This is a genomic window from Halocalculus aciditolerans (genome assembly GCF_014647475.1).
Taxonomy (GTDB): Archaea; Halobacteriota; Halobacteria; order Halobacteriales; family Halobacteriaceae; genus Halocalculus; species Halocalculus aciditolerans.
In genome coordinates this window covers 236,523-261,398 of the sequence record NZ_BMPG01000003.1, presented here as the reverse complement: position 1 = coordinate 261,398, position 24,876 = coordinate 236,523, and the positions used below count along the sequence as shown (strand labels likewise).

21 protein-coding genes are annotated in these 24,876 nt (G+C 68.0%); 11 read left to right on the top strand and 10 right to left on the bottom strand.

Annotation, left to right across the window (positions count from 1 at the left end; all coding sequences use genetic code 11):
• Positions 1-6: 6 nt before the first annotated feature.
• Entirely contained in the window at positions 7-966 is a 960-nt protein-coding gene (locus IEY26_RS12325) for a D-2-hydroxyacid dehydrogenase (protein ID WP_188979358.1), read from the top strand.
• Positions 967-1,046: 80 nt separating this feature from the next.
• On the top strand, positions 1,047-2,429 hold the full coding sequence (locus tag IEY26_RS12320; protein ID WP_188979356.1) for an aspartate aminotransferase family protein: 1,383 nt from the start codon (positions 1,047-1,049) through the stop codon (positions 2,427-2,429).
• Between the two features lie 351 nt (positions 2,430-2,780).
• Here IEY26_RS12320 and IEY26_RS12315 read toward each other — a convergent pair whose 3' ends face one another.
• Positions 2,781-3,569 (bottom strand): IclR family transcriptional regulator, encoded by a 789-nt coding sequence (locus tag IEY26_RS12315; RefSeq protein ID WP_188979354.1) that lies wholly within the window; start codon positions 3,567-3,569, stop codon positions 2,781-2,783.
• Positions 3,570-3,623: 54 nt separating this feature from the next.
• Positions 3,624-4,802, bottom strand: coding sequence for a M24 family metallopeptidase (locus IEY26_RS12310; RefSeq protein ID WP_188979352.1), 1,179 nt, complete (start codon positions 4,800-4,802; stop codon positions 3,624-3,626).
• Between the two features lie 112 nt (positions 4,803-4,914).
• Here IEY26_RS12310 and IEY26_RS12305 point away from each other — a divergent pair, with 112 nt between their 5' ends.
• From IEY26_RS12305 to IEY26_RS12285, 5 genes are all read left to right on the top strand, one after another.
• Entirely contained in the window at positions 4,915-5,916 is a 1,002-nt protein-coding gene (locus tag IEY26_RS12305) for an agmatinase family protein (protein WP_188979350.1), read from the top strand.
• Positions 5,917-6,100: 184 nt separating this feature from the next.
• Complete coding sequence (locus IEY26_RS12300; protein ID WP_188979348.1) at positions 6,101-7,279, top strand: ABC transporter substrate-binding protein; 1,179 nt, start codon at positions 6,101-6,103, stop codon at positions 7,277-7,279.
• A gap of 112 nt (positions 7,280-7,391) precedes the next feature.
• Positions 7,392-8,471, top strand: coding sequence for an ABC transporter ATP-binding protein (locus tag IEY26_RS12295; RefSeq protein WP_188979341.1), 1,080 nt, complete (start codon positions 7,392-7,394; stop codon positions 8,469-8,471).
• 3 nt (positions 8,472-8,474) lie between these two features.
• A complete protein-coding gene (locus tag IEY26_RS12290) occupies positions 8,475-9,404 on the top strand; it encodes an ABC transporter permease (RefSeq protein WP_188979340.1) in 930 nt (309 codons plus the stop codon).
• Position 9,405: 1 nt separating this feature from the next.
• Complete coding sequence (locus IEY26_RS12285; protein ID WP_188979339.1) at positions 9,406-10,266, top strand: ABC transporter permease; 861 nt, start codon at positions 9,406-9,408, stop codon at positions 10,264-10,266.
• Between the two features lie 24 nt (positions 10,267-10,290).
• On the opposite strand, the gene IEY26_RS12280 is transcribed toward IEY26_RS12285, so the two are convergent.
• From IEY26_RS12280 to IEY26_RS12260, 5 genes are all read right to left on the bottom strand, one after another.
• A complete protein-coding gene (locus IEY26_RS12280) occupies positions 10,291-10,929 on the bottom strand; it encodes a hypothetical protein (RefSeq protein ID WP_188979338.1) in 639 nt (212 codons plus the stop codon).
• 123 nt (positions 10,930-11,052) lie between these two features.
• The gene (locus tag IEY26_RS12275; protein ID WP_188979337.1) at positions 11,053-12,432 is read right to left on the bottom strand and encodes an NAD-dependent succinate-semialdehyde dehydrogenase; all 1,380 of its coding nucleotides are present in this window, start codon (positions 12,430-12,432) and stop codon (positions 11,053-11,055) included.
• A 503-nt stretch (positions 12,433-12,935) separates the two neighbouring features.
• Positions 12,936-13,457 carry a universal stress protein gene (locus tag IEY26_RS12270; protein WP_188979336.1) on the bottom strand — a complete coding sequence of 174 codons (522 nt, stop codon included), beginning with the start codon at positions 13,455-13,457 and terminating at the stop codon, positions 12,936-12,938.
• 161 nt (positions 13,458-13,618) lie between these two features.
• Entirely contained in the window at positions 13,619-15,376 is a 1,758-nt protein-coding gene (locus tag IEY26_RS12265; protein WP_188979334.1) for a hypothetical protein, read from the bottom strand.
• A gap of 220 nt (positions 15,377-15,596) precedes the next feature.
• Positions 15,597-15,872 (bottom strand): PadR family transcriptional regulator, encoded by a 276-nt coding sequence (locus IEY26_RS12260; protein ID WP_188979332.1) that lies wholly within the window; start codon positions 15,870-15,872, stop codon positions 15,597-15,599.
• 237 nt (positions 15,873-16,109) lie between these two features.
• Here IEY26_RS12260 and IEY26_RS12255 point away from each other — a divergent pair, with 237 nt between their 5' ends.
• Positions 16,110-17,135: a ligand-binding sensor domain-containing protein gene (locus IEY26_RS12255; RefSeq protein ID WP_188979330.1), complete on the top strand. Its 1,026-nt coding sequence runs from the start codon at positions 16,110-16,112 to the stop codon at positions 17,133-17,135.
• Positions 17,136-17,290: 155 nt separating this feature from the next.
• Complete coding sequence (locus tag IEY26_RS12250) at positions 17,291-19,732, top strand: homing endonuclease associated repeat-containing protein (RefSeq protein ID WP_188979328.1); 2,442 nt, start codon at positions 17,291-17,293, stop codon at positions 19,730-19,732.
• Positions 19,733-19,904: 172 nt separating this feature from the next.
• Here the strand turns inward: IEY26_RS12250 and IEY26_RS12245 are convergent, their stop codons facing one another.
• A complete protein-coding gene (locus tag IEY26_RS12245; protein WP_188979326.1) occupies positions 19,905-21,092 on the bottom strand; it encodes an MFS transporter in 1,188 nt (395 codons plus the stop codon).
• Positions 21,093-21,285: 193 nt separating this feature from the next.
• Here IEY26_RS12245 and IEY26_RS12240 point away from each other — a divergent pair, with 193 nt between their 5' ends.
• Positions 21,286-21,465 carry a hypothetical protein gene (locus tag IEY26_RS12240; protein WP_188979324.1) on the top strand — a complete coding sequence of 60 codons (180 nt, stop codon included), beginning with the start codon at positions 21,286-21,288 and terminating at the stop codon, positions 21,463-21,465.
• Here the strand turns inward: IEY26_RS12240 and IEY26_RS12235 are convergent, their stop codons facing one another.
• Positions 21,466-21,939: a universal stress protein gene (locus IEY26_RS12235; protein ID WP_188979322.1), complete on the bottom strand. Its 474-nt coding sequence runs from the start codon at positions 21,937-21,939 to the stop codon at positions 21,466-21,468.
• Between the two features lie 86 nt (positions 21,940-22,025).
• Between IEY26_RS12235 and IEY26_RS12230 the strand changes: the two genes are divergently transcribed.
• On the top strand, positions 22,026-22,655 hold the full coding sequence (locus IEY26_RS12230) for a TetR/AcrR family transcriptional regulator (protein ID WP_188979320.1): 630 nt from the start codon (positions 22,026-22,028) through the stop codon (positions 22,653-22,655).
• Between the two features lie 236 nt (positions 22,656-22,891).
• Here IEY26_RS12230 and IEY26_RS12225 read toward each other — a convergent pair whose 3' ends face one another.
• Positions 22,892-24,736: a sensor histidine kinase gene (locus IEY26_RS12225; protein ID WP_188979318.1), complete on the bottom strand. Its 1,845-nt coding sequence runs from the start codon at positions 24,734-24,736 to the stop codon at positions 22,892-22,894.
• Positions 24,737-24,876: the final 140 nt, after the last annotated feature.

Sequence of the window (24,876 nt, the reverse complement as noted above, 5' to 3'; positions counted from 1 at the left end):
CAGCCGATGACGACGACTATCGACGTCCTCGTGCGCAGGGAGGGGACCGAAGGGCTCTCGACAGCCGCGTACGCCGACGAACTCGCCGACCGGCTCCCGAACCACGTCGTCCGACGCGCCGACACGCCACAGGCGGAACGAAAACTGGCGGCGGACGCGCGCGTGATTACCGGGAACGGCATCGACGACACGCTCCTGAACGCCGCGGCGGAGCTGGAGCTGTTCGCGTGCACGTTCGCCGGGACGGACCACGTGCCGACGGGCGAGCTCGCGGAGCGCGGCGTCGCGGTGACGAACGCCGGCGGAATCCACGCGCCGGGCATCGCCGAGCAAGCCCTCGGGAACATCCTCGTCTTCAACCGGCGGCTCCACGAGGGATGGCGGCGGCAGGGGAACCGGGAGTGGCGGCACTTCCAGTCGGACGAGCTCGCGGAGAAGACAATCACCATCGTCGGTCTCGGCTCAATCGGCACGGCGCTCGCGGACCGACTGGGCGGGTTCGGCGTCGAGACAGTCGGAATCCGATACACGCCGGAGAAGGGCGGACCGACGGACGAGGTGCTCGGGTTCGACGAGGAGGACGTCCACGACGCGCTCTCGCGGACGGACTACCTCGTCCTCGCGTGCCCGCTCACTGACGCGACACGCCACCTCGTCGACGCGGAGGCGCTCGCGACGCTCGAACCGGAGAGCGTCGTGGTGAACGCCGCGCGCGGCGGGCTCGTCGACACCGACGCGCTCGTGAGCGCGCTCCGGACGGAGTCCATTCGGGGGGCGGCGCTCGACGTGACCGACCCGGAGCCGCTGCCGGAGGACCACCCGCTCTGGACGCTGGAGAACGCGCTCATCACGCCGCATACTGGTGGGCACACGCCGAAGCACTGGGAGCGCCTCGCCGACATCGTCGCCGGGAACGTCCGCCGGCTCGACGACGGTGACGACGAGTTCGCCAACCGCGTCGCCTGACCGGCGTAGTCGGTTTCTGTGTATCGTATCTATGGAATCCGTGGATAAGATATTTGGTGTGGTGTCACGTGGGTGGGGGTATGCGTGGGCCACCGATCGACGAGATTCACTTCGACGAGGCACCGGCCGTCGACGAGTTCCCCGGACCGAAGGCGCGAGAGCTCCTCGACAGACAGAAAGAAATCGACTCGAACGCGGTCGCGTACCCGGACCACATCCCGCTCGTCCCCGACGAGGCGAAGGGCGCGACGATTCGGGACGTGGACGGGAACGTCTTCCTCGACTTCTTCGCGGGCATCGGCGTGCTGAACGTCGGGCACGCGAACCCCTACGTGATGGACGCCGTGCACGAGCAAGCGGACAAGCTCGTTCACACGGTCGACTTCCCGAGCGAGCCGCGCCTCGACCTCATCGAGAAGCTCGAAGCCATCGCGCCCGGCGGGCTCGCGGGGAACAGCAAGGTCGTCTTCGGCGGGCCGACCGGGAGCGACGCCATCGAGGCCGCGATCAAGCTCGCGAAGTACAACACGGGCGGGAGCGGCCTGGTCGCGTTCAGAGGCTCCTACCACGGGGCGACGAGCGGCGCGATGAGCATCACGGGGAAGAAGGACTTCAAGGAACCGTACGCGCCACTCCTGCCGAACGTGCAGTTCGCGCCGTACCCGCACCCGTTCGAGCAGGGGAAGACCCCGGAGCGCGCGGTCGCGGACAGCCTCCGCGAGGTCCGAGCGATCATCGAGGAGCCGTACGGCGGGATGACGAACCCCGCGGGCATCTTCGTCGAACCCATCCAGGGCGAAGGCGGCGTGGTGACGCCGCCGGAGGGGTTCCTCTCGGGGCTGCGCGAAATCGCGGACGACAACGACCTCCCGCTCGTCGTCGACGAGATTCAAGCGGGGCTCGGGCGGACGGGAGAGTGGTGGGCGAGCGACCACTACGACGTCACGCCGGACATCGTGACGACGGCGAAGGCGCTCGGCGGCGTCGGCTTCCCGCTCTCCGCGACGATCTACCACGAGGACCTCGACACCTGGGGGCCCGGGGACCACGCCGGGACGTACCGGGGGCACGTGGTGGCGATGCGCGCCGGCCTCCGGGCCCTCGAGTACGTCGAAGAGCACGACCTCCTCGCGCACGCCCGCCGGCTCGGCGACGATATGCGTAGCCGTCTCCGCGACGTCGACGCGCCCGCAGTCGGCGACGTCAGGGGGAAAGGCCTCTTCGTCGGCGTGGAGTTCGTCGACGGCGACGGCGACCCCGCGCCGGACGCGGTGAAACGCGTCCAAGAGCACTGCTACGAGAACGGCGTGCTCGTCTGGAAGGCCGGCCAGCACGGGAACGTCCTCCGACTCCTCCCGCCGCTCGTCCTCACCGACGCCCAGGCGGAAGCCGGGCTCGACGTCCTCTGCGACGCCATCGAGCGCGTCGACGTCGAGCACGCCGCATCAAGCGCGTCACGCTGACGCGTCCGGCGCGACCCCCGCGTCGCTTCTCTCGTCCTACCGCTTCTCCCGTCTCGTCAGCCCTTCCGTTCCATCGCTTCTCCGTTCGACTCGTTCTCCCGTCCCGCCGTTTCGCCGCGTTCGTCACGGCGTTCGAGCGGTGCGTCTCGGCGGCACGACCGGCCGGCCATGTAGAGATTCGGTGCGAGAGTCGGTTTCGTGGCGATTAGTCGTCGGTTGGTATGAGCAAAGTCGAACTGGTCGTTCTTTTAGAACAGACGCCGAATTTTACAGTTCTACTGGTGTAATTTGGTCGGTGGAGTGTGGGGTGTGGGGAGGTGTCGTTTGGTATCGACAAAGCGGATGGGGTCACTAGATGTCGATGGTCTGGAGGTTGACTTCGATGATGTTCGCGTGCTCGCGGAGGAGCGTCGGCATCTCCTCCGTGAGCTGGTCGCCCTGGAGGCGGCTCGTCGGCGCGGAGATACTGAGCCCGCCGAGCGTCGTTCCTTCGGCGTCCCGAATCGGCACGCCGACCGCCTGAATGCCGAGGATGTCCTCCTGTTCGTTCGTCGCGTACCCCGACTCGCGGACGTCGTCGAGTTCCGCGAACAGCTCGTCGGCGTCAGTGATGGTCTCCGTCGTCCGCTCGGGGAGCCCGCGGCAGTCGATGATATCCTCGACGTCCTCGCGGTCGAGCCCCGCGAGAATGCTCTTCCCGGCGGCGGAGTAGTGGAGGTGGCGGCTCGTCTCCTCGCGGTTCTTCACGAAGAACTCCTGGCCGACGGCGCGCGAGCCGAACGCCTCGTAGAGGATGGTCTCCAGACCGTTGTCCTCGACGATGAGGTGGACGCACTCCTCGGATTCGCGGGCGAGCGCGTCGACCTGGTCTTTCCCCGCTCTGAACAGCGGCGCGCTGTTCCGGACGCGCTCGCCGAACGAGATGAATCGGCGGCCGAGGACGTACTGGTCGCCGCGCCGCGTGACGAAGCCGCCGTCGGCGAGCGTCTCCAGGTGAACGAAGACCGAGCCCTTCGACAGGTCGCTCTCCGCTTCCAGTTCGGCGAGCGTCGCGCCGCCGCGCCGCCGCAGTATCTCGAGAATCTCTAGTGACCGCGCCACCGCCCCGATCTTCCGGCCGTCCTCGTTGCCTGTTCGCATACACCACCTCTGTACCTACAGCGTAATAGTGGTTGGTATTACCAAACTCGGTGGTTAGACGCGGAAGACGTCGCGGTCGAAGTCCGCGAGCGTCTCCGCGCCGGAGTTCGTGACCCGGAACGTCTCGCTGATCTCGACGCCGAAGTCGTCGAACCAGATGCCGGGAATCATGTGGAAGGCCATCCCGGGTTCGAGAACGGTCTCGTCGCCCGGACGGAGACTCACCGTGTGCTCGCCCCAGTCCGGCGGGTAGCCGAGGCCGGTGGCGTAGCCCAGTCGCGACTCCTTCTCGATGCCGTGTTTCGCAATCGTCTCGCGCCAGACGCGTTCGACGGACTCCGCGGTGACGCCCGGTTCGACGGCGTCGAGCGCGGCCTGCAAGCCCTCCATCACGACGTCCGCGGTCTCCTGCATCGCGTCCGTGGGCTCGCCGACGTTCAGCGTCCGCGCCATCGGGCAGTGGTACCGGTGTTTGCAGCCGGCGAGCTCGATGATGACGGGGTCGCCGTCGTCGAACTCGCGGTCGCTCCAGGAGAGATGCGGTGTGCCCGTGTGGTCGCCGGACGGCATCAGCGGGACGATGGCGGGGTAATCGCCGCCGAACGCATCTGTTCCACTGATGAGGCCGTCGTAGATGGCGGCGGCGGCGTCGGACTCGCGAACGCCTTCCCGGATGGTGTCGACGGCGGCGCGCATCCCCGATTCGGCGAGTTCGGCGGCCTGCTCCATCCGTTCGAGTTCGGCGTCGGACTTCTTCAGTCGCACCCAGTTCACGAGGAGCGTCGCGTCCTCGATAGTCGCGTCGTCGAGGTTCCCGGTGAGCCGGGCGTGCGAGCGCGCCGTGTAGTAGTAGGCGTCCATCTCGACGCCGAGCGTGCGGTCGGCGTACCCGAGGTCCGCGACGACCCGCGCGACGTAATCCATCGGGTGTTTGTCGTGCGGGGACTGCACGTAGTCGTCCGTGTACGACTTGACGTGGTCGCGCGGAAGCCACGTCGTCACCTCCGCGGATTTCGCGTCCATCTCTCGGCCGACCCAGACCGGGTCGTGGTCGAGCGTCACGACGACGCACTGGTGGACGTAGAACGACCAGGACTCGTAGCCCGTGAGGTAGTTCATGTTCGCGGGGTCGGTGACGACGAGCGCGTCGAGGCCCGCGTCCCGCATCCGCTCGCGCGTCCGGTCGAGTCGGCGTCGGTACTCACTCGTCTGGAAGGGGGTTCGCTCGCTCATGCCGGTACGCTAACTCTCTCCCACGGTTCTGATAAGTGTTCCGTGCCGTGACAGCATTCGACACGGTTTTCGGGGATACTTCTTTCACGGATGACGTGAAACGCGGATGTGTATGGTGAGCGAGCCACAGCCAGGGTTGTGTAGTGGTATCGAGCCGTTGCTCACGCCGTACGCCGGCTACGACGTCGGCGTCGCGGACGAGTACGACACGAACGTCGGAGAGATTATCACGGACGCGCGTGACGCCGCCGAGGCGGACGTCGGAATCGTGGGCATCCCGTTCGACACGGCGTGCGTCGCGGGGCCGCGGGGCTCGCGGCTCGGCCCGAAAGCGGTCCGCGACGAACTGACGCACGGGACCTGCTACAATCCCGGCCTCGACGTCGACATCAGTCGCGGCATCGACGTCGTGGATTACGGCGACGTCGACGTCGACCAGACGGACGTGCTCGCCGCGCACGGCCGCGTCGAGCAGGCGCTGACCGCGATTACGGCGGACGGCGTGGTGCCGGTGAGTATCGGGGGCGACCACTCGCTCACCTATCCGACGGCGAAGGCGATGATGAACGCGGTCGACGGCGACGTCGGCGTCATCAATATCGACGCGCACCACGACGTCCGCCACTCGCACGGCGGCGAGCTCTCCTCGGGGACGCCGTTCCGCCGGCTGCTGGAGGACGACGCCGACCAGCTCGCGGGGGAGAACTTCGTCGAGCTCGGCCTCTCCGGCTGGCACAACTCGAAGTACTACGTCGACTGGGTGCGGGACATCGGCGCGGAGATCGTGACCGCGCGGGACGTCCACCAAGACGGGACGGAGCACGCGGTGGAGCGCGCGCTGGACGCCGCGACGGACGGAACGGCGGCCGTCTTCGTCTCCGTCGACATCGACGTGCTGGACGCGGGAAGCGCGCCGGGGACGTGCGCGCCGAGCCCCGGCGGACTCCACACCCACCAGCTCCTCGAACTCGTCTACCAGCTCGGCCGGCACGACCTGATTCGGGGGTTCGACCTCCACGAGGTCGCCCCGCCGCTCGACGCCGACGGCGTGACCGCGAAAGCCGGGGCGGCCGTCGTCACCCAGTTCCTCGGCGCTCGCCGAGCGTCACAGTGACGAGTCGCCCGGGAGCGGCGACTCCCAACTGACGAACGAATTGGCGGAGAATCGACCATCCGTCGACCCGACCACGAGTGATTCGACAAAATAGTGGATGATTTAACGATATTCGTCCGTACGAAGAATCTGTAGGACACAAAGATATATATGAATGGTTGACTTTACCCCGAGGTGAGAGAGAATGCCAAGCAATGACCGCGGCAATCAAGACCGCCGTCGCTTCCTCAAGCTCAGTGGTGCGGGAACGCTCGGAATAACCGGCCTCGCCGGCTGCCTCACCGGTGGTGGCGGCAGCTCGGCGACGTCGACGAGCTCCGGCGACACGAGCTCCGACGAGACGAGTTCGGGGAGCGGGACGACGAGTAGTGGCGCGAAGGACTTCGGCGGGAAGGAGATCAGCGTCATGTTGAACGTCGGGGCGATTTCGACGATTCACAAGAAGTACCTGATCCCCCGCGTCGAGGAGAAGTACAACCTCAATATCAACACGCAGACCGCGGTCACGACGACGCAGCTCACGAAGCTTCAGGCGAACCAAGACAGTCCACCGGACGTCGTCGTCCCGGACGTCATCGGGATCGAGAAGGCGTCGCGGAAGGGGTGGCTCGAGCCGCTGACCGACCACCCGGACGCCGTCCCCGAAGTGGACAACATCTACGATAAGTTCGTTCACTACGACGGCGCGGGCGTCTCCTGGGAGGTCGGGGAAGTGCTCCCCGTCATCAACACGAGCCTCTGGGACAACACGCCGCAGTCACACGCGGACGTGATGAAGAACTCGAACTCGACGGCGCTCGTTCCGTTCTCGTGGTCCGGCGGCCCGTACCTCCTGTTGATGGCGTCCGCGATCGCGACCGGGAACAGCTTCAACTCCGAGCTCGACGTGCAGGCCGGGTTCGACTGGCTGGAGACGAACCTGAAGCCGAACGTGACGACGACCTACCAGGGGGTGGCGTCGGCGAAACAGCAGCTCGCGAGCGGGAACGTCGACGCGCTCAACCTCTTCTGGGACTACATGCTCTTCGACATGTGGAAGCGCGGGGCGTCGATCGACCCGCTGTTCCGGCTCGAACCGGCGGGCGTCGCGTTCGCGGAAGCCGTCGGCGTGACGAAGAACGCGCCCAACCAGGAAGCGGCGTTCGCGTACGCGAACGAGTGTCTCTCCCCGTGGTTCCAGGAGAAGGCGTCGGCGGCGATGGGGTGTGGCGTGACGAACAAGAACGCGACAGTGAACGCGAAGGCGAAGGAGTTCGGCGCGGTGACCTCCGACGAGTTCGACCAGCTGGCGTTCCCGGACTTCGGCTACATCTGGGAGAACCGGAGCGACTGGGCGGAGCAGTGGAACAACACCTTCTCGTAGCGCGTTCCACCGCCCACCACCCGTTCACGGCGGCCGCGTAGCGTCCCGCTCGGCCGCGAGCGGCGAATGTGACGAGGAAAGCTTCTTGACCCATCCCGTGCCATACATGGCCATGACTACGGCAAACACAGGAGGTGTCGCGATCAGCTACGAGAACGTCAGCAAGCGGTTCGGCGACATCACGGCTGTGGACGACGTCTCCTTCGACGTCAAGCAAGGCGAGTTGCTCGCGCTCCTCGGCCCGTCGGGCTCCGGGAAGACGACGACGCTCCGGATGCTCGCGGGATTCGAGCAGCCGACGGAGGGCAACATCACGCTCGCCGGGGAGAACGTGACGCGCGTCCCGACGCACAAACGCGACACGGGCATGGTCTTCCAGGATTACGCGCTCTTCCCGCACATGACCGTCGGGAAGAACATCGAGTTCGGCCTGAAGCGCAAAGGCATCGAGGGCGTGGAGAACGAAGAGCGCATCGCGGAGGTCCTGCGGATGGTGGATTTAGAGGGGTACGAGGACCGGAAGCCGTCGAACCTCTCCGGCGGCCAGCAACAGCGGGTGGCGACGGCGCGCGCAATCGCCATCGAGCCGGAAGTCCTCCTGATGGACGAGCCGCTCGGCGCGCTCGACAAGAAACTCCGCGACCAGCTCGAAGTCGAGCTCACGGAGCTCCAGTCCGACCTCGGAATCACGACGCTCTACGTCACGCACAACCAGGAGGAAGCGCTCACGATGGCGGACCGAATCGCCGTGATGAACGACGGGCACATCGAGCAGATCGGGACGCCGATGGAGATCTACGAGGAGCCGGCGACGGAGTTCGTCGCGGACTTCATCGGCGACACGAACTTCCTCGACGGCGAGCTCTCCGCGGACGAGGATTCGGTGACGCTCGACGTCGCCGGGGAGCCGGTCGCGGTGAACGCGACGTCGACGGACGGCAGCGCGGTGTTCGTCCGCCCGGAGAAGATTTCCGTGCGGGAACCCGGCTACCAGGACGGGTCGGTGAACACGGTCGCGGGAACCGTGGACCGGCGGCTCTTCCTCGGGTCGAAAGTACGGTACTTCGTCACGGTCGGGGACCACGAACTCACCGTCGACGACGCGAACCGCCACAGCGCCACGCTCTACGATACGGACGACGAGATTACGCTCGCGTGGAGCGTCGAAGACACCCACCTCGCACAGGCCTGACCCATGGCATCGTCATCCTACTCCAGTCGGTCGTTCGACGCCGTGAACGAACGCGTCTCGTCGGTCGTCCGGAAGTACGGGGACAGTTGGGTCGGGAAGCTCCTGCTCATCGGCCCGGCGTTCCTCGTCGTCCTCGGGCTCATCGTCTTCCCCACGTTCATCCTGTTGAGTTACAGCCTCAACCCGTTCGTGCAGGGGAGCGTCCAGCCCGGCGTGACGCTCGTCCACTACACGAAGGCGTTCTTGACGCCGCTCTACCAGACGATTCTCTTCCGCACGCTGAAGATCGCGGCCATCGTGACCGTCATCGACTTCGTGCTCGGCTTCCCGCTCGCGTACGCCGCCGTGCGGAAGGGCGGATTGACGGGGAAGCTCATCGTCATCGCGACGCTCGCGCCGCTCACCATCGACCTCGTCGTCCGGTCCTTTGGCTGGTTCGTCCTGCTCAACGGCTCCGGCGTCGTCGTCACGACGCTCCAGTGGCTCGGCCTCGTCTCCCAGCAGAGCCCGCCGAAACTCCTCTTCAACGAGATCGGCATCATCGTCGGCCTCGTCCACGTCATGCTCCCGTTCATGGTGTTCCCCATCATCAACGTCATGCACACCATCCCCTACAGCCTCGAAGAAGCCGCGCAGAACCTCGGCGCGAACCGCCTCACGGTCTTCACGCGCGTGCTCTTCCCGCTCGCGCTCCCCGGCATCAGCGCGGGCGTCCTCATCACGTTCGTCGTCTCGCTGGCGTCCTACGTGACGCCCGCGATGCTCGGCGGCGGCGTGAAAGTGCTCCCCGTCGTCATCACGAACACGTTCACGAGCACGAGTAACTGGCCGTTCGCGAGCGCGCTCTCCATCGTTCTCGTCGCCATCGCGCTCCTGGTCATCGTCGGCTACCAGCGCGCGCTGAAACGCATGTCCGGCGTCGGGGGTGTCTGAGATGGGGGTGAGTGATGCGGACGACCACGGGTTCGCGCTGGACCAGTGGCTGTCGCGGGCGTCCTCGGTCGGCTACAATCTGCTCGTCTACGCGACGGTGGTGTTCTTGCTCGCGCCGCTCGCCATCGTCGTCGTCATCAGCTTCCAGCAGTCCGCGTACGCGACCTGGCCGCCGCAGGCGTTCACGACGCACTGGTACACGGACCTCCCGCAGCAGCTCGGCTACCTCAACATCGGGAGCGCGCTCGCGACGAGCGTGAAGCTCGCCGTCGCGACCGGTATCTGCTCGACCGTCATCGGCGGGCTCGCGGCGTTCGCTATCACGCGCTACGACTTCCGCTTCCAGACGACGCTGGAGACGATTCTCATCTCCCCGCTCATCTACCCGTGGATCGTCATCGGTCTCGCGCTCCTCCTCTTCTTCAACCGCGTCAGCGTCGCGCTCGGCGTGCCGATCCAGCTCTCGTTCTGGACGCTCCTCGTCGGCCACATCATGTTCACGCTCCCGTACCCCATCCGGACGATCGGGGCGAGCCTCCAGAACTACGACCTCTCCCTCGAAGAGGCCGCGCAGAACCTCGGCGCGACGGAGCTCGAATCCTACCTCCGCATCACGCTCCCGCTCATCCAGCCCGGCATCATGAGCGGGTTCGTCTTCGCGTTCATCCTCTCCTTCAACCAGTACATCGTCTCCCTCTTCCTCTCCGGTGCCCAGACGAAGACGATGCCGCTCGTCCTCTTCAGCCTCTTCTACAACACCGCACCGGCGACGCTCGCGGCGATTGCGACGCTCCTGATGGCGGGCGTGCTCTCCGTCATCCTCGTCATGGAGTACTTCTTCGGCATCAGTGACTTCATGTAAAAATCGCTAGTGTCGCTATTGCCGTTATTTTTCGAGGGCGTCGACGGCGTCGTCGCGGGCGCGGTCGGCTGCTTCGACGCGTTCGGCGAACGCTTCCATCTGGGCGTGCATCTCCTCGCGGGCCGCGTCGAGCGAGAACTCGTCGGAGTCCGCGAAGAGGCGGACGAACGCGCGGAGTTCCTCGTCGGTGAGCTGCTCGAACTCGCCGTTTTCGAGGGTGTCGATGACTTCGTCGACGTCGATGCGGCCGACGGGGTCGACGTTGAACTCGACGTTCACCATGCGGTAGTCGGAGCCGGCGAGGCGCTGTTCGGCCTTGTTGACGCCCTCGGAGAGCATGTCCTTGAACGGGGTGTAATACCCCATCGTGCCGAGGTGGAGGAAGCCGAGCATGTCGGTGATGCCCTGCGTGTAGGCGTCGCGGGCGTCGTCGTCGGGGTCGAAGACGGTTTCGCGGTCGCGGGCTTCGAGGTGGTCGAAGAGAATCGTGAAGTCGAGGATGGCGTTGCGGACGCGGCGGCGGATGCGGTTGCGTTTCTGCTTTTTCGAGTGGTCGGTGTAGTCGGTCTTGGTGCCGAGGAGGAACTCGCGGTCGCTCGGCGTGAGGATGCCGCGGGCGCGGTCGGGGTCGTCGGTCGGGCCAGGGTAGCCGTCGTCGTCCATACACAGGAACTGTGTACGAAACGGGTTAAACGTTCGGACGAACCCACGAATTCGACGGCCCACCGCTCCAAACGACCGTGAGCGGTCGGGAGAAGGAGTGCGTGAGACAGAAACTGTAGACGGTTAGTCGAGGCCGTCGGGCGGGGAGAGCCAGACGGTTTTCTCGTTCGTGAAGGCCTTGATACCCTGTTCGCCGAGTTCGCGGCCGTAGCCGGAGCGCTTGACGCCGCCGAACGGGAGGCGGGGGTGGGACTGCACGAGGTCGTTCGCGAACACGGCACCGGCTTCGAGTTCGCCGGCGACGCGTTCGGCGCGGGCGTCGTCGCTCGTCCAGACGCTCGCGCCGAGGCCGTACTCGGTGTCGTTCGCGAGGGCGACGGCGGCGGCTTCGTCCGGGACGCGGAACAGGCTCGCGACGGGACCGAAGAGTTCGTCGCAGGCCGCGGGTGCGTCGCCGGGGACGTTTTCGAGGACGGTCGGCGGGTAGAAGTTCCCGTCGCGGTCGAGCGGCTCGCCGCCGAGGACAACGTCAGCGCCGGCGTCGACGGTTTCCTTGACTTGCTGGTCGAGTTCGTCGAGGAGGTCGTCGCGAGCCATCGGCCCGACGTCGGTCGCAGGGTCGGTCGGGTCGCCGACGGTGAGGTCGGCCATCGCGTCGACGAACGCGTCGCGGAACTCGTCGTAGACGTCGTCGACGACGATGAAGCGTTTCGCGGCGATGCAGGCCTGCCCGTTGTTCTTGGTGCGGGCGTCCACGCCGACGTCGACGGCGCGGTCGATGGGGGCGTCGTCGAGCACGACGAAGGGGTCGCTCCCACCGAGTTCGAGGACGGACGGTTTGAGGTGTTTCCCGGCGGTCTCGGCGACGGCGCTCCCGGCGCGCGTGCTCCCGGTGAGCGTGACGGCGGCGACGCGGTCGTCCGCGATGACGTCGTGAATCGTCTCGGGTTCGACGACGAGCGTCTGGAAGACGCCGTCGGGGAAGCCGGCGTCGTCGAGAACTGCCTCGATGGTCTTCGCGCAGCCGGTGACGTTCGGCGCGTGCTTGAGGAGCATGACGTTGCCCGCGGCGAGCGTCGGCGCGGCGACGCGGAGCACCTGCCAGAACGGGTAGTTCCACGGCATCACGGCGACCAGCGGGCCGAGCGGTTCGTAGGCGACTTTCGTCGTCGCCTCGGGGTGGACGCCGACGTGGTCGTCCTGGAGGAACTCGGCGGCGTGCTCGGCGTAGAACTCACAGACCCACGCGCATTTCTCGAGCTCGCCGCGGCTCTGGTCGAGCGGTTTCCCCATCTCCCGCGTCATCAACGCGGCGTACTCCTCGAGGTTCTCCCGGAGCACGTCGGCGATTGCGGCCACGCGCTCCTGCCGGTCGGTAATCGGCGTCTCACGCCACGCCACGAACCCATCGGCCGCCCTGTCCAACGTCCCCTCGACGGCGGCGGCGCTATCGAGGTCGTACGTCCGTAACTCCTCGTTCGTCGTCGGATTGACCGTACGCATCGTGAACCGTGTACACGTCCCGCACGACACCGCATAAAGGTACTGTATCCCCCGTACACAGATACTGTATCCATAGACAGCCAGATTGTGATGGATTAGAGGTAGTTTGACAGAAAGAACCGTTACCAGTAGTTTTGCCAATGAGTATTCGCGTACTCGAGTGAATAGGGCTTGAGACGGATTATCTGGGGTTTAAGCCCGGATTCTCACCAGTGGAAGTCACCGCTAGCTCGAAGTAGAGTAAAGAGCAGACCACAACCCATAGAACGCCTTGCTAGTACTCTTTCAGTCGCTTTACGGCGTTCTACGAGTACTCACTATCGAATCACGCAGCGAACTCGATAAAATATTCTCTTCCTGGTAGTTTTAATGTCTATATTCATGGTGTATTCTCGCCAATTCGCGGCGAGATGTCGTGAGCTGGGGGAGGCCGTCGGCGCGGTCGCGAGGATGGGCGGCGCTGGACAGTAGAAATAGTGCGCCGTACGAACGGGTCGCTGCGATTAGGCCGGGGTGTCGCCGCCGAGGTGGAGGGAGCCGTCGATGGGGGTCGCGGTGTCGTCGGCGACGGCGAGGACGGGGGTGGTGGTGCGGCGGCGGACGCGGGCGGTGACGGTGGCGGGAGTGAGGAGGCGGCGGAGGCCGGAGCGGTCGGGGTCGCCGAGGACGACGAGGTCGGCGTCGACGGCGTCGGCGTACGCAGCGATTTCGTCGGCCGGGTCGCCGTAGCGGAGGTGCTTGGTGAGGTCGACGTGAGCGGAAGTGGCGGCGGCGTCGGCGGCGGTGTCGAGGGCGGTTTCGGCGTCGTCCTCGCGGCGTTCGACGACCATGTCCCAGTGGTCGACGCCGGCGGTCATGCGGACGACGGAGAGCGCGTGGAGGTCGGCGTCGTGGTCGGCGGCGACGGTGAGCGCGCTCTCGACGACGCGCTCGGGCGTGTCCTCCGCGACGGCGACGACGACGGTGTCGATGCCGGTGTCGGCGGGGCGTCCCGTGTCGGACGGCGGAGTCGAGTTCACGGCCATATCTACTCGTTAGGCGTTCAGACCCATAGGAGTGGCCAGAAAACGCTGCACGACGTTTCGTCGCTTGCACGGCGAGCAGTGGTTTCACGGCGTGCAGGTCGACGCAGGGCGTGCAGCGGAGCGCGGACGAGTCGTTACGTATCGCCCGGTTCGACAGACGGTCAGTACCAGTCGTCGTCGGTGGGTGAGCGCGGGGAGCCGTGGGGGGAAGGGTCGTCGATGACGCCGGGGTCGGCGCTGCCGACGGCGGTGGGGTCGGTGGCGGTGAGGGAGTCGTGGAGGTCGGGGATGTCGGAGAGGGCGGGACCGTAGTCCTCGCGGGGCGGGGCGACGGGCTGGGGGCGGGCGCGGGAGTCGCGGCGTTCGTCGGCGGCGTCTGCGTCGTCGGCTTCGTCGTCGAGGGCGGCGAGTTTGCGGTCGATGCGGTCGACGGAGCGGTCGAACTCGATGGCGGCGTAGTGGTCGCGGGCGGCGTCGAGGTGGGCGCGGCGCTCGTCGGGGTCGTCGTCGCGGGCGAGGATGGCGAGGCGTTCGCGGCGTTGGCCCCGGAGGTGGTTCGTGATGGTCTCGCGGCGGTGTGCGGGCGGGTCGAGGGCGTCGATGTCGTCGAGGCCGGCGTCGAGGGTGTCGACGGCGGCGGCGTGGTCGCCGGCGCGGGAGTGCGCGTTGGATCGGACGACGACGCGGCTGTAGATGGGGTCCCAGGCGTCGAGGAAGTCGTATCGCTCCGTGAGGGCTTCGGCGGCGCGGAAGTGGGCGATGGCGCGGTCGTGGTTGCGGGCGCTGCGGTGGCGGTGGCCGGCGACGCGTTCGCGTTCGTAGCGGGCGTGGCCCTCGATCCAGTCGAGGCCGATGTCGGCGGCGACGACGGCGGCGGCTTCGTGGAGGAGTTCTTCGACGCGGGCGTCGGTGCGGGCGACTTCGCCCGTCCAGTAGAGGGCGTTGGCGAGGACGTAGCCGAACTCGTGGCGGGAGCGGGCGACGGCGGCGGGGAGGACGCGCCGCCAGGCCGCGCCGCGGTCCCAGTAGTCGGCGTTCGCGGCGGCGTCTTTCACGCGTTCGTAGTCGGGGGCGTCGCTGGCGCGGTCGACGGCGCGGTCGCGGGCGGCGTCGAGGCCGCCGTCAGGTCCCGCGACCTGACGTTGTTCGGCGTGTGACGCCTCACCGCCGACGCGGACGGCGTTGGCGAGGATGACGGCGTGGAACCAGGCGTCGTCGCGGGTTTCGAGCGCGTCGCGGTCGAAGCCGAGGTCGGTGACGGTGTCGAGCGCGCGTTCGGGGGTGGGGTGGCCGGCGACGAAGTCGCCGAGCGCGTCGAGGAGGGTGAGGTCGCCGATGGCGTCGATGTCGTCGAGGCCGGCGACGAGGCGTTCGACGGCGGCGGCGTCGGGGAGGGCGAGCCCGTTCGGGGCGAGGATGGCGGCGCGGACGAGGTCGAAGCGGTGGGCGTGGACGTCGTCGGAGGCGGTCTCGTTCGCGCTCGTGAGCGTGTCGAGGAGTGAGAGGGTGTCGTCGACGCCGAGGAAGGGGCCGACGACCGACGGGAGCGCGCTGGCGGCGTGGACGGCGTCGATGACGACGTTCGCGGCGGTTTCGTCGCCGCCGGCAGCGTCGGTGCACGCCGCGCCGACCGTCGGGTCGGGGAGGACGAGGCGGGAGTAGGTGTCGTCGACGCAGAAGCGGACGGTCGCGAAGCCGACGCCGTCGGGGACGATGAGCGCGAGGCGTGCGTCGTCGAGCCGGTCGACGCGGACGCCGGGAGTGGTGTGCGCGACGGTCAAGACGCCGGGGGCGTCGAGGGCGACCTGGTAGCGGCGGTGCTGGTCGCGCCCCTCGAACTCGTGGCTCCCGGCGACGCGCGTCACCGTCGCCGTCCGGTCCGCGGCGACCGCGTGCGGGAACCGGAACCGCTGAGACATACGGTGAGTTCCGCGTTCGACGCGTATCAGGACACGGATTCAGCACGAAACGACGGCCGATATGTCTAAGCCGCCTAAGTGGAGTTAGACGGTTTAGCGAGTTATGAGATATGGGTGGTCATCAGCTAGGAGACGTGCGGCGTGTTCGTCACGCTCGGCGGGTCGGGCGTGAGCGAGAAACGCGGGCGGAGGTTGTGGGTGCGCTGAGCGGCGTCGCGAGTTACGCGTCGACGTATTCGTCCTCCCACTCGCGGCGGGCTTCGATTTCGCGGCGGCCGCGGCGCGTGAGCGAGTAGGAGTTCGTTCGGTCGTCGACTTTGCCTTTTTCTACCAGCCCTTTGTCGACGAGGGTGTCGAGGTTGGGGTAGAGGCGGCCGTGGTGGACTTCGGACTCGTAGTAGTCTTCCAGTTCGTCCTTGAGAGCGAGGCCGTGGGGGTCGTCGAGGCCGCCGATGACGTAGAGCAGGTCGCGTTGGAATCCGGTCAGGTCGTGCATCTGTCCACCTCTTAGTAATTCACGGTCAAATCAGTATCGCACGAGTTCGACCCGGATAGTGATAAAAACAACCCCATTACCGTGTGAACTATCACTGACCTCTTAACTGCAGAGACAGTCTCGAATATTGAGACACGTGGGTCGGTGCGGACGAGAGCAGGAGCGGTGAGCGCGCTCGTCGTTCGGTGTGCGATGAGCCTGAACCTTTTAATTACGTGGGGTTGAATCACGTATCAAATGGTGGCTCGATACGACGCGGACGAGCGGACGGACGAGTGGACGCCCGTCGAGACCCCGGTCGACGCGGACTTGCACGTCGTTGCCCAGGCTGCGAACGGCACGTACGCGCTCGGCGAGCGCGGAACGCTCCTCGCCGACCGCGGCCGCGGCTGGGAGGTCGTCATCGAGGGCGGACCGAGCGAGTACGTCCACGACCTCGACCTCCTCGCCGTCACCGCCGACGGCAATCGACTCTGGCTCGCCGGCGATTCCGGCGCGCTCGCGTGCTACGACACGGCCGACGGCCAGCTACACGGGTACACGACTCCCGGGCGCGCGCCGTCGCGCTGGGACGCCCTCGACGTCGCCGGCCCCGCGGGGAACGAATCGGTGCTCATCGCCGACGACTCCGGCTACGTCCGTCCGTTCGACGTGGACGGCTACGCCGTCAGCTGGGGCGTGCCGGAGCGGCCGACGGACGGCGACCCGGTGACGACGCTCGCCATGACCTCTGACGGGCACGGCTACGCCATCGACGCGAGCGGGTACACCGCTCGGCGGACGGAGCACGGCTGGGACCTCCTCGGCCCCGTGAATCCGAACGTGACCTATCACGACGTGCACGCGGACCCGTCGGGCGTCGTGTACGCGGCGGCGACCGACCGCCGGCTCTATCGGCTGCGAGGCGAGGAGTGGGAGCACCTCGACGTCTCGCGGTCCCCGCTCGTCTCGGTCGAAGTCTTCCAGGGGCGCGTCGTCGCGCTCGACGAGTCGGGCGCGCTCTACTCGCGGCGCGCCGGCAGCGACGACCGGTGGGCGCGCACGGAGCTCGGGAGCCCGGACGCGCTCGGCGACGTCGAACTCGGCTACCCCGACGTCGTCGTCGGTGAGAACGGCGCGGTCTTCGAATGCGTCGACTCGACGGAGCGCACCGAGGCGTCGACGTTCGAGTCGAGGGAGACAGCGGACGCGGACGACCCGCTCGTGACGGAGCACGATATCGAAGTGACGAGAGTCGACGGCGGCTCGCACGTCGCCAACTGACGGCGTTCGCGTCCTCTGCGCGGGTTCTCGCAGTCGGAGGTCGAATCGAAGACCGCATGGCCGCCCCCGCGAAGCGCATTTATTTTCAAATTTCTTGGCGGTAAAATATTTAATGGGAGAAGCCAAACAGGGAAGTGAGACGAGGGACCCCACCCATGAACTTACTATCAACCTACATGCGGTCTCGCGGGGACTACAGCCCGTCCCTGCTGAATCGCACCGGCCCGGGCGGCGTGCGAGCCGACGCCGGCCTCTGCGACCGGCCGCTCCACGAGTACCTCGACGAGGACGAGCTCCCGCACTACGTCCTCGAAGCGTCCAGCGCGCCCGCCATCGAGCGCGCCGGCGAACGCGTCGAACACACCACCGGCAACTACGCGACGTTCGTCGTCGCGACCGACGACCGCGTTCTCTGCGTCGCCGGCGGCCCCGACGGCGACGCCGTCATCACCATTCCGTACAGCGAACTCACCGCCGTCGACGCCGAGACGCGGCGGAAGATGGTGTCGAAGACCGCCGAGGTCACCGTGCGCGGCGAACACGCCTCCATCACGTTCGAGACCGACCAGCGGAACACCGTCCCCGCGGTCCGCGCGTACGTCGGCGAGCAGATCGCGGAACACTACCTCGACGAGGCGTTCGAGCAGCGCGAAGCCAGCCGCGAACGCCGCGAGGAACGCGACCTCGAGCGCGCGGAGGTCGACCTGACCGACGCCTCCTACGCCGTCACGCAGGTCCTCGAACTCGCACCGAACGGCTCCGCCGTCCGCGAACGCGCCGAGGAGCTCTCCGCCGACCTCGAAGCGGACGCACACCGTCTCTCCCGCGCGAAGGCCGCCGCCGAACACCTCGAAGAGACTGACGCGGCCCTCGATAAGGTGCACGAGGCGGTCCGCGCCGGCGAGTACGAGTCCATCCCCGCGTTCCACGACGAAGCCGAAGCGGCGCTCGAAGACGCGATGGACAAACTCGACCCCGCGGACGCGTTCACGAAGACGGTCGCCAGCGAGCGCGAAACCCTCCGCGAGCAGCAGGCGCAGCTCGTCGGCGTCGACGACTTCGAAGGCCTGCTCGGCACGCTCGAAGACGCCCGCGAAGCCCACGACCGCTACGAGGTCGCGATGGACGACGGCGACCTCGACGCCGCCCTCGACGCCCTCCAGGGAGCGCGCGACCACTACGCGGAGTACGTGAACATGCTCCCGCAGGCCGCCGAGCCGACCGACGAGGGCTGCGTGCGCTGCGACGACCGCCCGGCCGCCTTCGACATCGAGACGCCCGACGGCCACGAGTCCGTCTGCCTCCCCTGTACGGCGTTCGGCGACGACGGCGCGCTCCCGCGCGGCGAGGAAATCACCCAGCGCCTCGCCGCCCTCCCCGACGTCGACGCGCTCCCCGAGGCGATGCCCGACGAACCCGCGGACGCCGAGCGGCCAACCGAGGCCGAGGAGCCGGCAGTCGACGCCGAATCCGCGTCGACAGTCGAATCCGAACCGGCCGTCGACGCCGAGCGCGGAGGCGAGGCAGAGTCCAGTTCCGAGCCGGACGCGGTGGAGGAGAGCCCGTGGAGCGAGGAGGAAGCGGCGATGCTGGACGAGCTCCGCGACCTCCAGGACGGGCGCGGGGAACTCCTCCGCGCGCACGACCTCCGCGATCAGGGCGCGTACAGCGCACAGGACTACATCGCGACGTTCGGGTCGTGGGACGACGCGCTCGCCGCCGCGGACGTCGACAAGGAGGCTCGCCTGCTCGGCGAGCTCCAGCGCGTGACGGACGCGCTCGGCCACCTCCCGTCGAAGCTGGAGATGAGCCGGCACGGCCAGTACAGCGCGAACATGTACGAGCGGTTCTTCGGCGAGTGGGACGCCGCACGGGACCGCCTCAACGAGTGGCACACCGCGCGCACCAGCGCCGACGAACCGTCCGCGGAAGAGGAGTCGACGGCCGAGCCCGAACCGACCGCGGAGCCGGCGACGGACGCAGAGCCGACGTCGGCGTCCGCAGCAGAGCCGACGACCGAGGTCGAAATCGAAACCGCGGAGCCCGAGTCAGCGGAGATTTCGGTCGAGGAGGAGCCGGTGCATCCGGAGCCGTCGGGTGCGCGACCGTCGACGGACGCGCCCGCGGAAGACTCGGTGCCCATCGACGTCGCCGACGAGCCCGACCCCGTGTCGGACGGCGGGACGACCGCGGCGACGGCCGAGGAGACGGACGCGGCGTCTGAATCCGAGACCGCGGACGCGGAGGCCGACGACGGGGAGGACGCGGCGAAGCGCGAGCGGATGATTGACGAGCTTCGCGCGTTGAAAGAGGAGAAGGCGGCCGTGCCGTCGCGCGACGACGTCGTCGTCGGCGGGAGCGAATCCCTGCTCAGCTACGAGGTCGTCTTCGGGTCGCTCGAAGACGCGCTCGACGAGGCCGGCATCGACCGAGGAGAGCTCTTCGCGGACGACATCGCGTCGGTCGGCGAGGAGCTCGGGACGCTGCCGTCGCGCCAGCAGTTCGCGCGCTACGGCGAGCACGGCATCAGTCAGGTCGTCGAGTTCTTCGGGAGCTGGGACGAGGCGCTGGACGCGGCGTTCGGGGAGTCGAACTGAGCGGACTGGGGTCCCTCTCCCGACACGCCCGAACTGCGGTCTGCCCCGATCGCGACACCGGCTAGCGAGGTACCGACGTGGCCTAGTTCGACAGACCGGGCAGTCACGGATGCGGGTCGTTCTGCGAGAGCGACCAGGTGGAGAGCGGCGGCGTTTTCGAGGGCGGTGGGTGTCAGCGGTCGGGGAGCGCGAGGTAGCAGAGCGCGCCGACGGCGGTGAGGGCGGCGAGGACGAGGAAGGAGGCGTCGAAGAGGCCGCGGTCGCCGAGCGCGCCGACGAAGAGGGAGCCGGTGGCGGAGAGGACGAAGAAGCCGGTGCGGAGGCCGCCCCAGGTCAGGCCTTGGACGTTCTCGGGGAGGCTGTCGATGATGTAGGCGTTGGAGAGCGGGGCCATGGCGAGGCGGACGCCGGCGAGGCCGACGGCGGCGGCGACGGGGAGGAGGCCGTGCGTGTAGGGGAGGGCGGCGAGGGGGACGACGGCGGCGGTGGTGACGGCGATGAGGACGGCGCGTTTCCCGAAGCGGTCGGCGAGCGCGCCGGCGGCGAACTGGCTGATTGCGCCGACGACGAAGAAGAGCGCGAAGACGGCGGCGGCGGTGCTGGAAGGGTAGCCGCGGACGTCGACGAGGTAGGTGGGGACGAAGGCGGTGAAGCCCTGGAGGCCGAAGAGGAGGAAGGTGACGGCGGCGACGGGGGCGGCGACGCGGCGGGTGCGGACGGCGGCGGCGGCGTCGCGGGCGACGGCGGCGTAGGAGCGGTCGGTGTCGGCGTCGGGAGTGGACGCGCGGGCGGGGACGACGCGCCAGGTGCCGACGGCGACGAGGCAGAAGAGCGGGATGGCGGTGAGGAGGGTGGTTCGCCAGCCGAGGGAGCCGACGAAGACGCCGGTGAGGAGGGGGAGGATGGCGGAGCCGACGCTGCCGGTGGCGAGCGTGATGCCGAAGGCGGTGCCGTCGTTGCCGGGGAAGGTGCGGGAGAGGACGGTGCCGCGGGGCGGCCCGTAGATGCCGGTGGCGAGGCCGAAGACGGCGCAGCCGACGAGGAAAGTGAAGAAGGAGGGGGCGGCGGCGAGGACGGCGAGGCTGCCGGCGGCGGCGACGAGGCTGACGGCGAGGAGGCGGCGTTCGCCGACGCGGTCGACGAGGCCGCCGGCGGGGAACTGCATGACGGCGTAGAACGCCCAGACGATGGTGACGGCGAGGCCGGCACCGGCGTTGCCGAGGGAGAAGGCGTCTTTGACGGCGGGGAGAAGTGCGGGAACGACGTAGCGGAGGCCGAGCGTGAGGAACCAGCCGGCGGCGACGAAGGCGAGGACGCGGCCGCGGCCGTCGCCGCGGACGCCGGAGAGCAGCCGAGGCATACTTCTCGGTGGTTCGCGCAGGCGGTTGAACGTGCCGAAGGCGGAAAGGCGAGTGGTGATGATAGCGGGAAGAGTCGGTCGCGGCGACGGCGGCCCAGGACACCACCGTGTCCGGAGAAAGTATCCCTGTGTACGACTGTCGGGGTTCGAGCACATCGATATCGGTATATCGACCCGGTTGCGTACCGGTGGCATGGGCGGGCCGGGACCGGAGACGACGCTCGGGCAGTGCGAGGCGTGCGGAGCCGTCTACACGCTCCGCGTGCGCGGCGACGGGGCGTTCCAGCGGCTCACGGCGGACGGCGCGTGCGACTGCGGGAACGAGACGTTCCGGGAGCTAGCGCCCGAGGACCTCGACGGCCCGAGCGAGTAGTCAGGGTTTCCGAATCGTCATCACGGGCGTGTCGGCGTTCCGAATGACTTTCTCGGCGGTGCTGCCGAGGAGTGCGCGGCTCACGCCTTTGCGGCCGTGCGTCCCCATGACGACCACGTCGGCGTCAACGTCGTCGGCGTGCTCGACGATCTGGACGGATGGCGTGCCTTCGCGGACGGTCGTGGTGACGTCGACGCCCTCGGTCTCGGCGGCGCGCTCGAGTTCCGCGAGCGCGTGTTCGCCTTCGTGTTCGAGTTCGTCGAGCACGGCGTCGAGGCTCGTATCGAGCGTGAGGTCTTCGAGCGGCCCGCCGGCGACGACGCTCGGGTCGAGGACGAAGACGGCGTGAATCGTCCCGCCGGCGAGTTCGGCGAGCGTGAGGGCTTCACTGATGGCGTTCGTCGAGACGTCGCTCCCGTCGGTGGGGACGACGATGTCGCCGTACGGCCGGTCGCGCCGCGGTGTCTCGGACATACTCGAAGGGACGGGGAGAAGCCGTTTGAACGTTTGCCACGCGGGTAGTCGGAACACCTATCCGGCGAACCGGCCGAGTGGCGCGTATGGTGGAGTCGCCGGAGCCCCCGGAGACCGCAGAGCGCACGGAGACGGAGAGCGAGATTATGGCGGCGACGTACCGCGCGCTCTGCGAACACGGCTACGCCTCGCTGACGATGCAGGCCATCGCCGACGAGTACGGAAAGACGACGGCCGCGATTCACTACCACTACGACACGAAGGAGGGACTCATGGTCGCGTTCCTCGAATACCTCCTCGACCGCTTCGTCGAGCACGTCGAGGAGGTAGAGACCGTCGAGCCGGCCGCGCGCCTCCACGACCTCGCCGGGCAGTTCCTCCGCGACGACCCCGAGTACCGGGACCTCGTCGTCGCCGTCATCGAACTCCGCGCGCAAGCCCCCTACGACGCCGACCTCCGCGAGCAGTTCAAACAGAACAACGAGTACATCCGCGCGCTCCTCCGCACCGTCGTCGAGGACGGCATCGAACAGGGCGTCTTCCGCGACGTCGACCCCGAACACGTCGCCACCGCCTGCCTCACCATCGTCGACGGCGCGCGCGCCCGCTACGTCACCCTCGACGAACCCGACGCCATCGACGACGGCCGACAGACGCTCGAAGAGTACCTGGAGAGTGTCGTGCACGTGGGTCGGAGCGACGAGCGAACGGAGTGAGCGAGGGGCGAGACCCACGGAACGAGCGAACGGCGACCGCAGGGAGCCGTGAGCACGGCCGGAACGAATTCCTCCGGCTCGCGCCTGCGGCGCTCGCTCGTTCCGTCGCGTTCCGCGACGTGCTGCTCGCACTCCCTGGCGTTCGCGCGACCCGCGCGGTTCGGAGCGAGCGCCGACGGTGCGAGTGAGAACCGCGGGAAGTGCGAGCGGAGAGCGAAGCAAGCCGTGAGGAGTGCTTAGCTGGCGGTGGGGAGGTGGATGGTGAAGGCAGCGCCGCCGAGGTCGTCGGCGTCGGTGACGTCGATGTGGCCGCCGTAGGAGTCGACGATGCGCTGGCAGATGTGGAGGCCGACGCCGGTGCCGTGGCTGCGGTCGCCGCGTTCGCCGAGGTCGAAGACGGCGTCGCGGCGGTCGGGGTGGACGCCGGGACCGTTGTCGGCGACGGTGAGGGCGACGGTGTCGGTGTGGTGGGTGGCGGAGACGTCGACGTGTGCGGGGTCGGTGTCGTTGTGCTCGACGGCGTTCGAGAGGAGGTTCTCGATGACGTCGCCGAGGAGGTCGTCGGCGCGGACGTCGACGTCGGGGAGGGGGGTGTCGATTTCGAAGGCGGCGTCGGGGTGTTCGTCGCGGGCGGCGCTGACTTGGGTTTTGACCGTGGGGGCGAGGGGGACGGCGGTGAGTTCGTGGTCGTCGTCTTCGACGGCCTGCATGAGCGAGCGCATGGTCTGGATGCGGTCGTGCATCTCGTCGGTTCGTTGGGCGACGGTGTGGAGGTGGGGTTGGCCGTCGGCGTCGACGTGGTCGTCGAGGATAGTGACGCGGGCGTCGACGACGTTGACGTCGTTGAGGAGGTCGTGGCGGAAGGTGCGGTTGAGGAGTTCGAGGCGTTCGCGCTGTTCGCGGAGGCGGTCTTCGCGGGCGAGGCGGCGTCTGGCTTCGCGGAGGTGGGTGCCGAGGAGTTCGGCGGCGGTGACCTGTGAGTCCGTGATGTCGCCGTCGACGCCGGCTTGGATGACGGCGTCGTCGCCGATGGGGACGGTGAGGACGGTGCGGCCGTCGGCGGTGGTGTGTGTGAGTGCGCCGCCGTCGCCGGGGACGGCGTCGGGTTGGACGGATTCGATGGCGTCGCGGTCGAGGACGTCGGTGGTGGAGCGGCCGGCGACGAGGTCGCCGTCGACGACGACGCAGGCGGCGTCGAAGGCGACGGTGGAGCGGAGGGCGTTGAGGGTGCGTTCGAACGCGCTGGCTTCGTCGGCGACGGCGGCGAGGTCGACGGCGACGCGGTGGAGGTGTTCGACGCGTTCCCGGGCTTCTTCTTCGCGGGCGAGGCGTTGTTGTTCGGTGATGTCGGCGACGCGGACGTGCGCTCGCGGGTCGTCCCCTTCGGGCATGGGGGTGACGGTGACGAGGTAGTCGCGGTCGCCGTCGACGCCCGCCCACTCGTACTCGACGGTGCTGGCGGTTTCGAAGGTCTCGCGGAGGGTGTCGCCGCGCTGGCTGTCGGGGACGGCGTCGAGGACGCGGTCGACGCGGTCGCCGAAGCGGTCGGTGAAGGCGTCGTTCGCGGCGACGACGACGGGGGCGTCGGCGAATCTGACGGTGGCGAGCGGGTCGACGGAGTTCTCGTAGAGGGCGTCGAGGCGGTCGCGTTCGCGGGAGAGCTCGTCCCGTTTCCGTCGGTTCCGGGCGTCGTAGACGCCGATGGCGAGCGCGGTGTCGGCGCTGAGGACGACGGCGTCGAGCGCGATGATGTAGGGTTTGAGGTCGTGTTGGAGGTAGCGTTGGATGCCGACGATCCAGACCATGACGAGGCCGTGGGCGGCGACGATGGCGACGACCCAGAGGGCGGCGTCGGTGACGTAGGCGTCCTCCCAGTCGCGGCGGTAGAGCCAGAGGCCGCCGGCGAAGAGGAGGCCGGCGAGGAGCACGCCGATGGCGTTCTCGGCGAGCGTCGTCCACAGCGGCTTTATCGGCGGGTTCGCGACGTCGTCCCAGATGTCGAAGAGGGGGAAGAGGAGAAGGAGACCGCCGGTGGCCGCGACGATGAGCGCGGCGGCGCGGCGGCGCATCGCGGAGAACATTACGTTCTCCTTATGACTGCACGGGTAAAAGTCCGGAGGCCCGAGACGTTCGGTGAACTAACTCGAACCTGAAAAAAGTTTTCGCGGGGCAGCGGGCGGGAACCGTGACTTTATGGCCGTTCGTCGGATTCTATTACTTA

What these genes read in the sequence shown, in the direction of transcription:
- IEY26_RS12325 (WP_188979358.1), top strand. Translation starts at nt 7, where the DNA reads ATGACGACGACTATCGACGTCCTCGTGCGCAGGGAGGGGACCGAAGGG.
- IEY26_RS12320 (WP_188979356.1), top strand. Translation starts at nt 1,047, where the DNA reads ATGCGTGGGCCACCGATCGACGAGATTCACTTCGACGAGGCACCGGCC.
- IEY26_RS12315 (WP_188979354.1), bottom strand. Translation starts at nt 3,569, where the DNA reads ATGCGAACAGGCAACGAGGACGGCCGGAAGATCGGGGCGGTGGCGCGG.
- IEY26_RS12310 (WP_188979352.1), bottom strand. Translation starts at nt 4,802, where the DNA reads ATGAGCGAGCGAACCCCCTTCCAGACGAGTGAGTACCGACGCCGACTC.
- IEY26_RS12305 (WP_188979350.1), top strand. Translation starts at nt 4,915, where the DNA reads ATGGTGAGCGAGCCACAGCCAGGGTTGTGTAGTGGTATCGAGCCGTTG.
- IEY26_RS12300 (WP_188979348.1), top strand. Translation starts at nt 6,101, where the DNA reads ATGCCAAGCAATGACCGCGGCAATCAAGACCGCCGTCGCTTCCTCAAG.
- IEY26_RS12295 (WP_188979341.1), top strand. Translation starts at nt 7,392, where the DNA reads ATGACTACGGCAAACACAGGAGGTGTCGCGATCAGCTACGAGAACGTC.
- IEY26_RS12290 (WP_188979340.1), top strand. Translation starts at nt 8,475, where the DNA reads ATGGCATCGTCATCCTACTCCAGTCGGTCGTTCGACGCCGTGAACGAA.
- IEY26_RS12285 (WP_188979339.1), top strand. Translation starts at nt 9,406, where the DNA reads ATGGGGGTGAGTGATGCGGACGACCACGGGTTCGCGCTGGACCAGTGG.
- IEY26_RS12280 (WP_188979338.1), bottom strand. Translation starts at nt 10,929, where the DNA reads ATGGACGACGACGGCTACCCTGGCCCGACCGACGACCCCGACCGCGCC.
- IEY26_RS12275 (WP_188979337.1), bottom strand. Translation starts at nt 12,432, where the DNA reads ATGCGTACGGTCAATCCGACGACGAACGAGGAGTTACGGACGTACGAC.
- IEY26_RS12270 (WP_188979336.1), bottom strand. Translation starts at nt 13,457, where the DNA reads ATGGCCGTGAACTCGACTCCGCCGTCCGACACGGGACGCCCCGCCGAC.
- IEY26_RS12265 (WP_188979334.1), bottom strand. Translation starts at nt 15,376, where the DNA reads ATGTCTCAGCGGTTCCGGTTCCCGCACGCGGTCGCCGCGGACCGGACG.
- IEY26_RS12260 (WP_188979332.1), bottom strand. Translation starts at nt 15,872, where the DNA reads ATGCACGACCTGACCGGATTCCAACGCGACCTGCTCTACGTCATCGGC.
- IEY26_RS12255 (WP_188979330.1), top strand. Translation starts at nt 16,110, where the DNA reads ATGGTGGCTCGATACGACGCGGACGAGCGGACGGACGAGTGGACGCCC.
- IEY26_RS12250 (WP_188979328.1), top strand. Translation starts at nt 17,291, where the DNA reads ATGAACTTACTATCAACCTACATGCGGTCTCGCGGGGACTACAGCCCG.
- IEY26_RS12245 (WP_188979326.1), bottom strand. Translation starts at nt 21,092, where the DNA reads ATGCCTCGGCTGCTCTCCGGCGTCCGCGGCGACGGCCGCGGCCGCGTC.
- IEY26_RS12240 (WP_188979324.1), top strand. Translation starts at nt 21,286, where the DNA reads ATGGGCGGGCCGGGACCGGAGACGACGCTCGGGCAGTGCGAGGCGTGC.
- IEY26_RS12235 (WP_188979322.1), bottom strand. Translation starts at nt 21,939, where the DNA reads ATGTCCGAGACACCGCGGCGCGACCGGCCGTACGGCGACATCGTCGTC.
- IEY26_RS12230 (WP_188979320.1), top strand. Translation starts at nt 22,026, where the DNA reads ATGGTGGAGTCGCCGGAGCCCCCGGAGACCGCAGAGCGCACGGAGACG.
- IEY26_RS12225 (WP_188979318.1), bottom strand. Translation starts at nt 24,736, where the DNA reads ATGTTCTCCGCGATGCGCCGCCGCGCCGCCGCGCTCATCGTCGCGGCC.